Raw genomic sequence first — 14603 nt, 5'->3', positions numbered from 1 at the left:
GTGTCACGGAGCTTCCTGGGTGAGGGGGGCGGCCAGCGCGGTCTGCACGATCTGGTGCGGGCGCCCGCGCCGGACGAGGGTGCCGCGGCCCGGCGGCTGGGCGCTCGCGTAGAGCTGCGGGAAGAGCTGGCCCTCGGAGCGTTCGCCGTTCATGACGAGGGCGGTGGTGCCGGATTCGCGCAGGGTGGTCAGCAGCGGTTCGTACAGGGCCCGGGAGGAGCCGGCCACCCGCCGGGCGATGACGAAGTGCAGGCCGATGTCCTGGGCGGACGGCAGGTAGGGCACGAACGCCTGGAGCGGCTGCTGTCCGGCGGTGGTGAGGATGTCGTAGTCGTCGACGAGGACCACGATGCGCGGGCCCGCGAAGCCGGGGCCGTCGCCGGGTTCGGCGTCGGGGTCGAAGCCGTCCTCGGGGAGCCGCTTGTCGAGTTCCCCGACGATGCCCGCCGACAGCGCGGCGGCCAGCTTCGCGTTGTGCGCGTAGCCGCCGCGATAGGGCTCGGGGACGACTCCGCGCAGGCCGCGGCGGGGGTCGTAGACGGCGAAGACGAGGTCCTCCTCGCCGTGCCGGGCGATGAGCTGGCGGGCGATCAGGGAGAGCAGGTTGGTCTTGCCGCATTCGGTGTCGCCGAGGATCAGCAGGTGCTGGTCCTGGCCGAAGAGGTCCAGCAGGACGGGCGCGAGGACGTCCTGGTCCACGCCGATGGGGACGCGGTGGGGCTCCTCGGCGGCGGAGGGCAGCCGGGCGGCGGGCAGCCGGGCGGGCAGGACCCGTACCGGCGAGGCGAGGTCGCCGTGCCAGGTGGCGAGGACGGTGCCGGCGGCTTCCTCCAGGGCGGCGGCGAGGTCGGTGGTGCCGCTGCGGGAGTCGATGCGGGGCAGGGCGGTCTGCGCGAAGAGCTTGCCGTCGGTGAGGACCCGGCCGGGGGTGTCGGGGGAGATGGTCTCGGAGAGCTTGCGGTCGATGGCGGAGTCGGAGGGGTCGCCGAGGCGCAGTTCGATCCGGCTGCCGAAGAGGGACTGGTTGGCGATGCGCACGTCGTTCCAGCGGAGCATGCCCGCGACGACGTGGATGCCGTAGCCGCCGCCGCGCTTGAGGAGGTCGGTGACGGCCTCGTCCAGGTCGGAGAACTCCTCGCGCAAGGCTCCGTACCCGTCGACGAGGAGCACGATGTCGGTGGAGGCCAGTTCGGGCAGCGCGCCGTCGGCGCGGAGCCGGCGCAGCTGCTCGACGGAGTCGACGGAGTGCTCGCGGAAGAGGGCCTCACGGGCGGCGAGCATGCCCCGTACCTCGGCGACGGTACGGGCGGCCCGCTCGCGGTCGGCGCGTCCGGCGATCCCGCCGACGTGCGGGAGTCCGGCGAGCGCGGCGAGGCCGCCCCCGGCGAGGTCGAGGCCGTAGACGGCGACTTCCTGCGGGGTGTGGGTGAGCGCGAGGGACAGGGCGAGGGTGCGCAGCAGGGTGGTCTTGCCGGACTGGGGGCCGCCGGTGACGGCGGTGTGCCCGCCGGCGACCTTCAGGTCCAGTTCCCAGGGGCCGCGCCACTGGCGGGCGGGGTCGTCGAGGACCCCGAGCGGTACCCGCAGGGGCGGGCGGCGGTCGGCGGCGAGCTGGAGTCCGCGTCCGGTGACGGAGAGCGGTCCGGCGGCGGCGTCGAGGGGGATCGCGTCGGGCAGCGGCGGGAGCCAGATGCGGCGTACGGGCGGGGCGGCCGCGGCGAGCTGGTCGACGATGACCCCGAGGACGCTGGGGCCGCTCTCGCGGGCGGTGGCGGTGGGCTTCTCCTCGGTGTCCTCGGGGGAACCGGCGCTGTCGCGGAGGGTGTTGAAGGCCGGGTAGGGCAGGGCGAGGGGGCCCTGTGCGGCGGGGTCGCGGTCGGTGGCGGGGCCCCGGTAGCGGCCGGAGACGTAACCGGCCTTGAAGCGGGTGTAGGTGGAGGTGTCCACCTTGAGGTAGCCGAAGCCGGGCAGCGGCGGCAGCTGGAAGGCGTCGGTGGTGTCGAGGACGGTGCGGGACTCGTCGGCGGAGAAGGTGCGCAGGCCGAGCCGGTAGGAGAGGTAGGTGTCCAGGCCCTTGAGCTTGCCGCCCTCGATGCGCTGGCTGGAGAGCAGCAGGTGCACGCCGATGGAGCGGCCGATGCGGCCGATGGACAGGAAGAGGTCGATGAAGTCGGGCTTGGCGGTGAGGAGTTCGCCGAACTCGTCGATGACGACGAAGAGGTGGGGCAGCGGCTCCAGTTCGGGGTTCTCGGCGCGCAGGACGGCGTAGTGGCCGATGTCGGCGACGTGTCCGGCGTCCTTGAGGACCTGTTGGCGACGCTTGACCTCGCCCGCGAGGCTGGTGTGGACGCGTTCGACGAGTCCGGCCTGGTTCTCCAGGTTGGTGATGACGCCGGCGACGTGCGGGAGCTTCTCGAAGGGGGCGAAGGTGGCGCCGCCCTTGTAGTCGACGAGGACCATGGCGAGGTCCTCGGGCGCGTGCGTGGTGACCAGGGCCAGGACGAGCGTGCGCAGGAGCTCGCTCTTGCCCGAGCCGGTGGCGCCGACGCACAGCCCGTGCGGGCCCATGCCGAGCTGCGAGGACTCCTTGAGGTCCAGCAGGACGGGGCCGTGGCGGTCGTCGATGCCGATGGGGACGCGCAGGAAGTCCCGTTCCCCGCGCGGCGCCCACATCCGCCGGACGTCGAGGGCGGCGGGGTCGGTGATGCCGAGCAGGCCCATGAAGTCGACGGGCCCGGAGACGGGGGTGCCCTCGGCGACGGATTCGGCGGACAGCCGCAGCGGGGCGAGCATCCGGGCCAGGCCCTCGGCGGTGGCGGGGCCGAGGTCGTCGCAGAGGCCCTCGGCGGCGGGGGCCTGCGGGGTGCGCAGGTCCCTGACGGTGACGCGCGGGCCGTCCACGGTGATCCGTATCGTCACCTCGTCGGGCTCGTGGACCTGCTCGGCGAGCAGGTGGAGCACGGTGGTGTTCATGTCGGCCAGGCCCACCGCGGTGTCGGGGCGGGGCAGTTCGACGGCGTTCTCGCCGTACTCGTCGCTGACGACGAGGAGCCGGGCGGCGAGGGCCAGCGCGCGCCGGTCGGACAGGCCGCGGCGGACCTCGGCCGCGTAGGAGGCGCGGCGGCGCAGCTCGGGGGCGAGGACGTCGGCGAGCTGGGGCAGGCTGGGGGCGATGCGGCGGGCGGCGACCGGGCCGTCCTGTTCCTGCGGGTCGAGGACGTGCGGGAGCCACTTGGCCCACTCCCAGTCCGCTTCGAGCCGGTCGCCGGGGACGCCGAGGGCGATGGCGACGTCGTCGGGGGCGTGCAGGACGGCGGTGTGCACGAGCAGGGCGCGGGCGACGCGCAGGACGCCCTCGCGGTCGCCGACGACGCTGATGTTCCCGGCCCGGTCCAGGGGCACGGTCAGCGGGAAGTCGCTGGCGCGGGCGAACCGGGACATGAGCGCGCCCGCTTCGTTGAGCATGAACCGGTCGGGCGGGGTGAGGACGCCGCCGCCGCCCGAGCCGAGGGCGAGCGGCTGGACGGCGACCTCGCCGGTGCCGAGGCGGGGGCGCAGGAAGTCGGGGTCGGCGCGGCGGCGTTCCCACAGCCGGGCCGGGTCGCGCACGAGGTCGTAGAGGGCCTCGGGGGGCGGGTTGAGCCGGCGGGCCTCCTCGCGGAGCTCCTTCTCGCGGGCGCCGAGTTCCTCGCGCTGCTCCTCCAGGTACTCCAGGTAGCGCTCGCGCTGGGAGCGGCGGGTGCGCTGGGCCTTGCCGCGCTGGGACCAGAACAGGGCGACGGCGCCGATCAGCGCGAAGACCAGCACGATCGCGCCGACGGCGGCGAACTGGCTGTTGCGTATGACGGTCATCATCACGACCGAGCCCATCACGCCCGCCATCGGCAGGAGCGCGGTGGCCGGGCTGCCGATCTTGCCTTCGGGCAGGTTGGGCGGGGCCTCCACGCTGCGCGCCTCGGCGGGGGCGGGGGGCAGGGTGCCCCGGGCGGGCCGGTGGACGAGTTGCTGGGTCACCGGGCCGCACCCGCCGCCGGGAGCGCGAGGGCCCGCTGGAGCACGTCCGCGGCGAGGCGTACGGAGGCCTGCCGGGTCTGGGCGCCGAGGAGTTCGGTGCGGACGGCGCCGCCGGAGGCGAGGTGGCGGTCGTACGGGAGGACGACGACCCCGGCGCCGGTCGCGGCCAGCTTCTCGGCGGCCTTGCCGAGGTCGATGGCGGGGTGCGGGGACTGGCAGGTCAGCACGACGGTGGTGCGCGGCAGCACGGGCACGGGGAGGGTGGCGAGCCAGTCGAGGACGGCGTGGGTGGAGACGAGGCCCTCGGCGGTGGCGGGCGTGGTCAGGACGCGGGCGTGCGCGGTGTCGAGGGCGGTACGGGCCACCTCGCCGGGCAGGGTCTCGCAGTCGACGACGGTGACGCCGAAGTAGCGGCGCAGGGCGACGGTCACCGTCCGGTAGGTGGCGACGTCGACCTGGGCGCCGATGCGGCCCTGGCTGCCGGGCAGCAGCCAGCCGCCGTCGGCGAGCGGGACGAGGTAGCCGGTGACGTCGGTGAGCTGCATGGAGGGGCGGACGATCTGGGCGAGGTCGCCGCAGGTCCAGCGCAGGGCCTCGACGCCGAGCCGGACGGGCAGGGTGCCGAGGGCGGCGTCGGCCTCCAGGGTGAGCACCGGGTCGTGGCGGAAGTGGTTGTAGGTGCGGCTGAGGAGGGCGGTGACGGTGGTCTTGCCGGAGCCGCCGCGGATGCTGGTGACGACGATGTGGCGGCCGGTGGTGACGGGCTGCTGCACCTGGGCGGCGAGCCCGCTCTCGGTGGCGACGGCCCGCGCGGCGGAGCCGCCGAGCGCCCCGCGCAGCACGCGCAGCACCCGCCGCCCGGCGGGGTCCCCGTGCCGGGGCCGCCCGGCGGCCTCGGTCCCGGGGACCGGCACGGTCTCGGGCGCGAGCCGCCGGCCCTGGGGGGCGGCGGCGTAGGGGTACGGCTGGGGCTGGGGCTGGGGCTGGGGTCGCGGCTGGGGGCGCCCGGCCGTGACGGAGCCGCTGGGGTGGTGCGGGGCCGGCGCCGGTATGGAGGGCGGTCCGGGATCGGCGGGGGCCGGGCCCGGGGCGGGGGCCGCCCCGCGGGACTCCGCGGGCCGCCCCGTGCCCGTCAGCTCGCCGAGGACCCCGGCCTGCCAGTCGTCACGCCGGCTCTGGCTCATGTCTGACATGTCTGAGTCGCAACCCTTACGCGAAGGTGCCGAGCAGCCGCCCGTACACGCCGAACACCCCGATGAGCAGCGGGAACAGCACGATGACGCCGATCGACTCGGCGGTGTCCCCGAATCGACGCAGCCGGACCCGTACGTGCTCGGGCGGCTGTACGGCCAGCACCCCGAGCGCCGCCAGCGCCAGCGCCAGCAGCGTCGCCAGCGGGCCGGCCGCCCCGGCCCGGTCCGCCCACACCAGCAGCGCGGCGACGGTGACGGCGGCCCCGGCCAGCAGCAGCGCGACCACCTCCGCGACGAGCGGGAACGCCCGCGCGCGCAGCCACAGTACGACGGCGACGGCGACGGCCAGCGACACCGTCCAGACGTCGGGCTCCCGCAGCGCGAGCACCCCGGCCGTGCCCGCCGAGACGGCGGTGGCGAGGGTGGCCAGCGCCATGCCCCGGTGGGTGGCGCCGAGGGCGGTCGCGACCTTGTACCGGCTGACCGAAGCCCCGCGCGCCCGCTGGTCGTCCAGTCCGGTCAGCCCGGCCGCGGCCAGCGCGAGCCGCGGCAGCACCCCGAGCAGCACCACCGACGCGACGGCGAGCACGGCTCCGGTACGGGCCCCCGAGCCGCCCTGCGCGACGGCGACGGCCTCCCAGCCCCCGGTCAGCGCCACCACGGCGACGGCCCCGACGAACCCGCCCCGCCCGAGCGGCGTGAACCACCCCAGCAGGGCCAGCGCCACCGCGAGGGCGCCCGCCACGGCGGCGAGCCGTCCCATCGGACCCCAGTGCTGCGCGTCGCCCAGGGTCCACGCCCCGAGCACCCCGACGGCCCCGGTGCTCGCCAGCAGCGCCGCCGCGAGCCCGGACCGCTTCAGCCGCCCGGCGAGCGCCCCGAGGACCCCGCAGACGGCGGCGGCCGCGAGCAGCACCCCGGCCACGGCCCCCGGCGCGAACTCCCGCCGCGCGAACCACCCGGCGAGCAGCGCCCATCCGACGAGTCCGGCCCCGGCGGTGATCCGCCGCGCGGACGGCCGCCAGCGCCAGGCGCGTACGTCGAGGTCCTCGGCGGCTTCGTCCGTCACGTCGTGCACGACGGGCGCGGACGGTACGTCCTGCACCCGCACGAGCCGCAGCACCGCGCCGTCGGCGATGCCGGCGTCCGCGAGGCAGGTGTCGTGTTCGATGACCGACCCGTCACCGGTGACCAGATGCCGCAGCATCGGCTGCGCGGCGACCCGGTCGTCCAGCATCCGTATGACATCGGGCAGCAACCGCCCGACGGGTTCCAGCGAAGGCAGTACGAGATCCATCCGCCGCCGCTCACCGACCAGGGTGACCCGGCTCAGTGCCGTCCCGCTTCCCGCCCCCATGCTCACCACGCGCCCGAACCTATCACCGAGTACGGACCTGTCCGGGCGTCCCGACCTTGCCGATCAGCCGGTGCGAGATGAACGACCAGCCGACGCAGCCCGCGCACAGCACGGCCGCGATGACCAGCCCGGCGACGGCCTTCCCGATCCGCTCGTCGGCCACCCGCCGCCCGCGCTGCGCCCCGAACAGCACGGCGTCGCGCATCCGCCGCCGCCGTACCGCGACGGACTCCAGCAACTGGCTGTCGTAATCCTCAGCCGCCATCCCGGCCTCCCTTCCCGTCCCTTGCGCCCCGCACGCTAGTACGCCCCCTCACCACGCCGAAACCGGCGGTCCCGGTTGCACCCCGGCGCCCGATCCGCCGGGCGGCCTCCAACTCGTCGATCCGCACCAGCCCGCCGCGGCCCCGGGGCCGCGGTCGGAGGGCAGCCGGCACGGCCCGGCCCCGAGCACCTCGGCCCCCGTCCCCGCAACCACGAGCCCTCCCCCTCGGCGCGCGCAGCACTCAGTCCTCGGCCAGCCGCCAAGACCTTGTCCGGTGTCCTGCTTCGTTCCAGAGCTCCTCTTCCCGGAGGAGTCCGGTGTCGTCGAACACCTGCCGCGATTTCAGCGTCCCGCTTGAATGCCACTCGCGAAACTCTCCTTGCGGCTTCCCCGCACGCACGACCCCCTCGGACCGCAGGACGCCATTCTTGTACCATTCCCGCGAAATGCCGTCCTGGCGGCCGGACACATAGCTGTCCTGACTCACCAGGGATCCGCCCGCGTACTCGACCACCTCTCCGGCATACAGCTGGCTCTTATAGAGGAGTCGCTGCGCATCGTCCATGTCCACGTCCGGATCGCCGATGTCGATCTTCATCGGCCGTGATGCCCTCCTCGATCCGTGCCCCCAGCACCTCCGCTGCCCTCGCCCCCGAGCGACGAACGGGCCGGCTCTCCCATAGACAGGTCCGTGCGCCGTCCTGTTCCTTGCCCGTGTGGCCGGGTGGTCAGCGGCCGGAGCCCGGGGCGGCGGCCACGATCGTCCCGATGAGGTTGGCCGCCTTGAGCTCGTCGAGCTCGGCCAGGCCCGCCGCCTTGGCCTCCTGCTCGGAGCCGGGGACCAGATCCGTCGGCTCCCAGCGCAGGTGACGGCCGAACAACTCGTCCGTGTGCTCGTCCCGCAACACCCGCCGCCGCAGAAGGGGGCCCTGACCGTCCTCCGACATGTAGTACGTGACCCGCCCGTCGGCGTCCAGCGCGTCGAGCACGGCCGCGCCGAGCGGGCCGACGGGCCGGGCGCCGAGGAAACCCCGCAGCGGGCCGGGCTTGTACAGCGCGCCGACCAGGTCGAGGAAGCTTCCCGAGCAGTCGCGGGTGAACGAGCCGCCGCGCTCGTAGAACAGGACGAGGGGCTCGTACGGGTCCGGCAGCCCGGCCACCACTGCCGGAGCGCGCTCCCCGAGGTCCGCCAGCCGCACGGCGCCCGCGCAGGTGCGCCGCAGCTCCTCGCCGGGCACGGCGCGCAACAGCCCGGCGAGCCGCTCCTCCTGCTCCCGCCCCAGCCCGAACTCCGGGGCCAGGTAAGCCGTGACGTCGTAGAAGGGCCACGCCTCCTCGGCCCCGCAGGCCGACGCCCACACGGCGGCCCGCCGCAGGTACTCCCACATCAGCACCCGCCGGGACCCTACGCGCGCGAACGCCAGATCCCACCGCATGTCCCACTCCACCCCGCGCAACCGCTCCAGCCTCCGCGCGGCCGCCGACTGCGGCATCCTCAGCACCTTCCCTACAGTCCGTCCAGAGCTCCGGGCGCCCTCATCCCGTGGAGCGGCGCCTCGTCCGCGGCCTGCCACGGGCAGCGGTACGTTCCCGCCCCCCATCACATGAGGTCGGTGAGATCCGGGCCCCGGCCGTCGACCAGTTCCGCTTCCTGCACCCCGTAGGCCTGGGAGACACCGAAGTAGGTGGGCTCCCCGGGCTCGGCCTCGACGCCCAGCAGCGCGTCCAGCTCCCGCAGCGCCGCGGCGAGGCGCGGGGCGTTGCGGGCGTACACGGCGGGGTGCGGATTGCCGCGGAAGTCGCAGGTGCCCCACACGTCGTGGTGCACGGACAGCTCCGCGGACGGTCCGATGGAGTCGGGCGACACCAGCAGCTCCACCAGCCGTTCCTCCGTGCGGGCGACGCCTTCGGCGTCGAACCACGTCCCCGAACCGATGACGACGAAGCCCGTCATCTCCGCACCCGGGTGCCCCACCGGCCGGCAGGCCCGGATCTCGTCCGCCGTCTTCTCGTCGGTGAGGGACCTCCGCAGGAGGCTGAGCCCGCTGTCGATGCCCAGGCCCCCCTTGCCGACTTCGAACCAGCTCCACTTCAGGGCGTGCGGTTCCAGCAGACCGTGCGCGGACAGCACGGCGGTCATCCGCGCGGCCGTCGCCAGCGCCGGCTCCAGCCCGGGCTCACTCACCTCGTCCAGGTCCCAGAACCACGAGCCGCTCTCCTTCGGCGCGCGCATCAGCATCAGATCCCCCTCCGGTAGGCAGTCGCCACAGAATGCCGGCCCTCTCCGCTCACCCGGCGGCACGCTTGAACGCCGTGGACGTACCGCCCCGCAGGGCCTGTGGCTCACCCGGCTTCGCGACGCCATTCGCGGACGAGGTTGCCCTGTTCGTCCCAGACGCTCTCCTCCTTGAGGGAGAAAATGTCGTCGTCGAAGAACTTTCGCGATTTGAGAACACCGTTGGGATGCCACTCCAAGAATTCACCCACCGCAGCCCCGTTGACAACGGTTCCCTGAAGCTTCAGCGCGCCGCCCAGGTGCCACATCCGAGACAAGCCGTTCCGGACTCCGTCAAGATAGACGTCAAGGCAGGCGATTTGTCCATCCTGATACTCGGCCACCTCCCCCGTGAACAACTCGTCTCGATAGAGCATCCGGTTCCCCATATCAATGTCGACATCGGGATCGTCAGCATCGACACGTCGCACCGAGAAGGGGGCGCCACCGCCGATTTCGCCCGTCACCCTGTCCTTCATAAACGCAACCGCTCCAGCACGGTCGGGACTTCGGGTTCCAACGCTGCACACCTCTCCTACGCCCTCAGCAACGGCCAGACTGCTCGCTCGGCGCGTCCAGCGTAGGAGACCCGTACACCACGACCTCCACGGTCGACCCCGGCCGGGCCCGGATGCGTCCGGCCGAGGAGCACCGGACAGCGCCGCCGGGGCGCCGGAGCCGCGCCGACGGGCCGCCCGCAGCTGCACCAGCCACGGCTCTTGCGAGGTCTCGAACCCTCGCATCAGCCGCAGCGGCTCAGCCCCACGGAAGGGTCGCCGGGCGGCGGTGCCAGTACCAAGCCGCAGGGGCCATGTCCGCGGCATCCTTTTCGAGCGCCGCCGCCAGCGCCTGGCCGCCGTCCTCCACCGTGTGCTCTCGATACGCGGTATCCAGCAACTCCAGCGACGCGGCTACGACTACCCGCTCATCGGCGGTGAGCGCCTCGATCGCCGCGCTCAGCCGATCGCGGTCTTCCAGCCCCTCCCGGTACATGGAGGCCCCGTACCACCCCACGGGCGGCCACCCTGCCGTCATCCGCGCGATGAACGTCTCCCACAGCCAAACGAGCGTACGGGCCTCACCGGCCGCACTGTGCCGGTCCACGTCAGGCAGGAGCGCGTCCGTCACCGGAGTGGGCACAGGAACCTCCCGGGGAACCTCGGGGAGTCCCTCCACCGTCGCGCCGGGAAAGTCCGGTACCGCCACCTGCGTGGCGGACACCGTGCAGCCTGCTTCCTCGTCCTCCAGCTCCTCGACCCGGGCGAAGGTGATGAGGCCTCCGGGCGTCACCACCCGGTGAATCGACGGAACGCTTCCCCAGGATGCGAGGACGGATGTGTCCAGCGCTCGCGCCAGCGCGCCGGCGAGGTCCTCCTCAGAGGGCTGATCCGGCACTTCCTCGGCGCCGTACACGCTCAGCTGGCCCGCGAGGATCTCGTAGTCACAGGTGACGGTCGCGTCCCAGTTCCGGTCATCGAATTCACTCGGGACCCGAGACGGGAAATGTACGGCCGGTGTGCTCTACACCGTAGGTACGACCGTTGACCGTGTACTTCTGGGTCAGAGGGTCGTACTCGGCGCGCCCGGCCGCGATCTCCGAGATGTCCTGCTTAACCAGCTCCTTCGTTTCCGGCAGGATGATGGTGTTCTTCGTGTCCACCTGCCCGCCCCTGATGCCGCTCAGGTTGTGGCGGGAGTTGGGGTACATCAGGTCCTTGCCCCTGGCGGTGCCGACGATGTCTTCCTTGGCCGGCCAGGACTCCTCGGGCTTCCTCACCTTGGCGGGGGGCTCGGCGTTTTCAGCACCAGCCCCCGGGGTTCCGCCGCCGGGTCCGTGATCGCCCTGGTGGGGGATGGTCGGGCCGTCGTGGCCGCCGCCGCCTGTGGTGGGGGTGTCGTGGCTGGCGCCGGTGTGGGTGGTGTCCGTGCCGCCGTGGTGGGTGGTGCCTCCGCCGCCGGGTTCGGTGTGGGCGTTGTGGGCGCCGTTGTCCGCGATGCCGCCCGGGGTGTGTTCGGCGATGCCGCCGGGGGTGTGGCCCGGGGTGTGGGCGGTGACGTCCGCCGTGTGGGCGCCGACGGTGGCCGGGACCGGTTCGTGCTTGGGGACTTCGGCCAGGGGGTGGTCGGGGCCCTTGGGGACCGAGGTGAGGTCCTGCTTGGGGACGCCGTTGTGGTCCAGGAGCTGGTTCGAGGTCTTGTCGAAGTACTGCGGCCGGCCCAGCGCGTCGTCCGGGATTGATCGGTACGTGATCAGTCACTTCTGCCCCGCCCCCGGGAGGTCGACCTTCGGCTCCTTCAGCGCCTCGGCCTGCGCGTTCGCCGCCTGCTCCAGGTTGCCCTGCACGTACGCCGTCGTCGCCTTGATCGCGCCGTCGAGCGAGGCCTCCGTACGCGCCGAGATGTACGCGAGCCGGTACTGGTGGGAGTTCATGAGCTCACCCAGCGCGCCGGCGATCGGACCCATTCCCCCGCCTTCACCGCCCGTGCCGCCGCCCGGAGTGACCGTGCCGGCGTGCTTGGCCGCCTCCGGCAGCTCCGTCTGCAACGACATGCCCGCCTTCTGGAAGCCTTCCGCCGCGGTACCGTCCCGACAGTTCCTCCAACGCGTCCAGGGAAGCCGTCTCCCGCGCCACGGTCCCGACGGCGGAGCCGTCCGGGCCCCCGTCCGCCGACGCGCCGAGCAGTCCGTCCAGCGCCTCCGGCGCGCCGAGGCCCCGCAGGCGGGCGGAACGCAGGCGCGCCAGCCGCACAGCCCCGGCCTCGAAGGCCGCGTCACCGGCCGCGCTCCGGGGTTCATAGCCCGCCGCCCCGTCGGCCGATGCCATGAGGCAGCCGAGCACCTGCTCCCCGCACCGTACTCGGGCGTAGCGGACCGGCAGTTCGGTGGTGCTCCCGTAGTCTCGGCGGTCGGGGCCACCGGGAAGCAGGGCCGTCAGCCGCCGCCACCGCGTCGGTACCTCGAACATGCCCCACACGTCGTCGTGTTCCGCGCCCGCCTCCCCCGGCTCTGCGAACCCCTCGGCGGTGGGATCCGCGTACCGGGTCGGGTCGCCGGGGTCGACCGGGGCCCCCGTCACCCCGGAGATCCGCGGCGGCGAGGCGCGGGGCGTTCCCGGCGGAATGCCACTGCGGGCGAACAACGGCCCGCCCATGTCCCCCCGCCGCGAGCCCTCCAGGCACAGCCGTCGGCAGGATCCGCCGGCGGGACGGGCTCCCAGAACCATTCACCGACGGGCTCGGACGTGATCACCGACTTCTCTCCTGTGCGCGGCCGACCGGAGCGGTCCTCGGAAGACGGCGGAAGGCCTCCGCGAGCACACAGGCAACGATGGGTGGTACTGCCTGCATGGAGCAATCACCGGTGAACTCGGGGAGCGGCCCGATCAAGAGGGGAGGACTCGAACCCTCGCGCCTCGGCTGTTCAGCCATGACTCCAATGCGACCCCGGCCAGCGTGTTTCGCCCCTCACCCGCCACCACTTCGGCAGGACCGAAGATCGTGCCCGAGAGGCCGGATACCACTGTCTGGTCATCGAAGACCGTCTGCATGAACGTCTCCGACACGGACACGTCGGTCAGGTCAGCACTCCGCAGGTCGACATTGGTCAGTGACGCACCGTGCAGCGATGCCTGCCGAAAGGAGGCCCCCCTGCCATCCACGTCGCGCATTTCGACACTCCCGAGATCGGCTCCGTTCAGCACCGCGCCGCGCAGCGAGGCCTGGTCCAGCTCAGCTTTCACCAACGACGCACCCGAGAGGTCCGCTTCGTCCAGATTGGCACCCTCAAGGTGCGCGCGATAGAGATCCACACGGACGAGACGGGCTCCTTGGAGGGCGGTCTCGGTGAGGAGACTGTCGGCCAAGTCTGCATGGGACAAGTCGACATGAGACAGGTCAAGCCCGGCAGCATCGAGCAGGCCAACGTCCTCCGCAACCCAGTCCCTCAATACCGCCACTGCTTCCGCATCAGCGGGCCAGCTCCTCACGACTCGGCCCTCGTTACGGATACCAGACAACTCGATCACTCCACCCGTGCCGATCGACGATCGCCTTCAGGTCGTCAATGGCTGCTTGATTGGCATTTCTCATATCAAGGATGACGATGCGCTTCCTCGTCACGATCTGCTTGTTGAGCGTATCCACCCATCGCTGATTGTTCGCAGGATCGTACGCGTTCTTGAAGGGCATGGATTTGTTGCGCGCGTCGTTCAGAGGCGGCCAGTCGGAGTGCACGCCCTTGATGTCGTAGAACTCCCCCGTTCCCGGAGCATAGAGGTCGCCCTGATTGTTCCCCGGAGGGCGCTGAATGTCCGCAGGAAGCGCCCCTCTCTCACGGAGATCGAGAGCCACTCGTGCCTCATCCATCTCAGAGGGTGCCACTTTGCCCTTGTGATCAGGGTCGTGCTTCAACTCGTCGAAGTCGTCGGCGTACCGCTGTTCCAAATCGCTGTGATGCTCGTTGAGTGCGACCTTCTCATCCGGAGAAAGCTCGTGCGAGGGGCTCGAACCGTCGCCGCCGACCGACGGAGTGCCGCCATCCTCACGAGGGACGCGGGGGCTGTCGTCAGAACCATGACCGTCCCCGTGACCGGGCTCGCCACCCTGGTGTGGGACGCCCGGTTCGTCGCCGTGGCCGCCCGTGGAGGGGGTGTCCGTGTGGCCGCCGCCTGTGGTGGGGCCGTCGTGGCCGCCGCCGCCTGTGGTGGGGGTGTCGTGGCTGGCGCCGGTGTGGGTGGTGTCCGTGCCGCCGTGGTGGGTGGTGCCTCCGCCGCCGGGTTCGGTGTGGGTGTTGTGGGCGCCGTGGTCGGCCACTCCGCCCGGGGTGTGTTCGGCGATGCCGCCCGGGGTGTGGCCCGGGGTGTGGGCGGTGGCGTCCGCCGTGTGGGCGCCGACGGTGGCCGGGACCGGTTCGTGCTTGGGGATTTCGGCCAGGGGGTGGTCGGGGCCCTTGGGGACCGAGCTCAGGTCCTGCTTGGGGACGCCGTTGTGGTCCAGGAGCTGGTTCGAGGTCTTGTCGAAGTACTGCGGCCGGCCCAGCGCGTCGTCCGGGAGCCGGACCGTGTCGTCCGGGTGCGGGAAGGTGATCCCGGGGGCGTCCGCCTTGGGGAGGTCCTTCCACACCACGTCATCGAGCTTGGGGAAGGCCCCGTCGGCCTTGCCGAGGTTCGCGAACAGGTCACCGATCTTGACCTTCGCCAGCGATCCGGCCTTGCCGATGTACGTCATCGGGTCGATGAGGCGGCCGGCCTTGCCCGCGACGCTGATGACCTTCGCGACCGTGCCCGCCTTCGCCGCCGTCCCCGCGCCACCCGTGAAAACGGTGGTCAGGACGTTGAAGGTGACCGCGCCCGCCGCCCGCGCCGGGTTCTTGCCCCACTCGTCCCACGCGACCAGCGCCTTGCCGGTCTCCTTCACCGCCGTCCGCGAATCCCGGATCCAGCCCGGCAGATCCTTGTCGTCCGCCATCCAGAACGCCGTGCTCATCCCCGGCACCGACAT

At 72.6% G+C, this 14603-nt stretch carries 12 protein-coding genes and 1 pseudogene; all 13 read right to left on the bottom strand.

Annotated elements, in window-relative coordinates; all coding sequences use genetic code 11:
• Window positions 1–3: 3 nt before the first annotated feature.
• The gene (eccCa, locus tag ACFYYT_RS35040) at window positions 4–4014 is read right to left on the bottom strand and encodes a type VII secretion protein EccCa (protein ID WP_351829067.1); all 4011 of its coding nucleotides are present in this window, start codon (window positions 4012–4014) and stop codon (window positions 4–6) included.
• On the bottom strand, window positions 4011–5198 hold the full coding sequence (locus tag ACFYYT_RS35035) for a hypothetical protein (protein ID WP_351829065.1): 1188 nt from the start codon (window positions 5196–5198) through the stop codon (window positions 4011–4013). The genes eccCa and ACFYYT_RS35035 overlap by 4 nt, the downstream gene beginning before the upstream one ends.
• Window positions 5199–5223: 25 nt before the next feature.
• Window positions 5224–6573, bottom strand: a complete 1350-nt coding sequence (gene eccD, locus ACFYYT_RS35030) for a type VII secretion integral membrane protein EccD (protein WP_385319077.1) — start codon at window positions 6571–6573, stop codon at window positions 5224–5226.
• Between the two features lie 13 nt (window positions 6574–6586).
• A complete protein-coding gene (locus ACFYYT_RS35025; protein ID WP_351829062.1) occupies window positions 6587–6829 on the bottom strand; it encodes a hypothetical protein in 243 nt (80 codons plus the stop codon).
• Window positions 6830–7070: 241 nt separating this feature from the next.
• Window positions 7071–7427, bottom strand: coding sequence for a hypothetical protein (locus ACFYYT_RS35020; RefSeq protein WP_351829060.1), 357 nt, complete (start codon window positions 7425–7427; stop codon window positions 7071–7073).
• A gap of 130 nt (window positions 7428–7557) precedes the next feature.
• Window positions 7558–8322 carry a hypothetical protein gene (locus tag ACFYYT_RS35015; protein WP_351829058.1) on the bottom strand — a complete coding sequence of 255 codons (765 nt, stop codon included), beginning with the start codon at window positions 8320–8322 and terminating at the stop codon, window positions 7558–7560.
• 107 nt (window positions 8323–8429) lie between these two features.
• Window positions 8430–9068, bottom strand: a complete 639-nt coding sequence (locus ACFYYT_RS35010; protein ID WP_351829055.1) for a hypothetical protein — start codon at window positions 9066–9068, stop codon at window positions 8430–8432.
• 104 nt (window positions 9069–9172) lie between these two features.
• Window positions 9173–9571 carry a hypothetical protein gene (locus tag ACFYYT_RS35005; RefSeq protein ID WP_351829052.1) on the bottom strand — a complete coding sequence of 133 codons (399 nt, stop codon included), beginning with the start codon at window positions 9569–9571 and terminating at the stop codon, window positions 9173–9175.
• 289 nt (window positions 9572–9860) lie between these two features.
• On the bottom strand, window positions 9861–10517 hold the full coding sequence (locus tag ACFYYT_RS35000; protein WP_351829049.1) for a hypothetical protein: 657 nt from the start codon (window positions 10515–10517) through the stop codon (window positions 9861–9863).
• A gap of 67 nt (window positions 10518–10584) precedes the next feature.
• A complete protein-coding gene (locus tag ACFYYT_RS34995; protein WP_351829046.1) occupies window positions 10585–10881 on the bottom strand; it encodes a hypothetical protein in 297 nt (98 codons plus the stop codon).
• A 477-nt stretch (window positions 10882–11358) separates the two neighbouring features.
• Entirely contained in the window at window positions 11359–11655 is a 297-nt protein-coding gene (locus tag ACFYYT_RS34990) for a DUF6507 family protein (protein ID WP_351829043.1), read from the bottom strand.
• An 832-nt stretch (window positions 11656–12487) separates the two neighbouring features.
• Entirely contained in the window at window positions 12488–13060 is a 573-nt protein-coding gene (locus ACFYYT_RS34985) for a pentapeptide repeat-containing protein (RefSeq protein WP_351829084.1), read from the bottom strand.
• Between the two features lie 43 nt (window positions 13061–13103).
• Window positions 13104–14603: pseudogene (locus ACFYYT_RS34980) on the bottom strand (hypothetical protein); the annotation flags it as partial.

Source organism: Streptomyces sp. NPDC002032 (genome assembly GCF_042890765.1).
GTDB lineage: Bacteria > Actinomycetota > Actinomycetes > Streptomycetales > Streptomycetaceae > Streptomyces.
The sequence above is the reverse complement of the archived record's forward strand: the minus strand, read 5'-3'. Positions and strand labels throughout refer to the sequence as shown.

Coding starts and splice junctions, on each gene's coding strand:
- ACFYYT_RS35035 (WP_351829065.1), bottom strand. CDS start 5,198: ATGAGCCAGAGCCGGCGTGACGACTGGCAGGCCGGGGTCCTCGGCGAG.
- ACFYYT_RS35025 (WP_351829062.1), bottom strand. CDS start 6,829: ATGGCGGCTGAGGATTACGACAGCCAGTTGCTGGAGTCCGTCGCGGTA.
- ACFYYT_RS35020 (WP_351829060.1), bottom strand. CDS start 7,427: ATGAAGATCGACATCGGCGATCCGGACGTGGACATGGACGATGCGCAG.
- ACFYYT_RS35015 (WP_351829058.1), bottom strand. CDS start 8,322: ATGCCGCAGTCGGCGGCCGCGCGGAGGCTGGAGCGGTTGCGCGGGGTG.
- ACFYYT_RS35010 (WP_351829055.1), bottom strand. CDS start 9,068: ATGCTGATGCGCGCGCCGAAGGAGAGCGGCTCGTGGTTCTGGGACCTG.
- ACFYYT_RS34990 (WP_351829043.1), bottom strand. CDS start 11,655: ATGTCGTTGCAGACGGAGCTGCCGGAGGCGGCCAAGCACGCCGGCACG.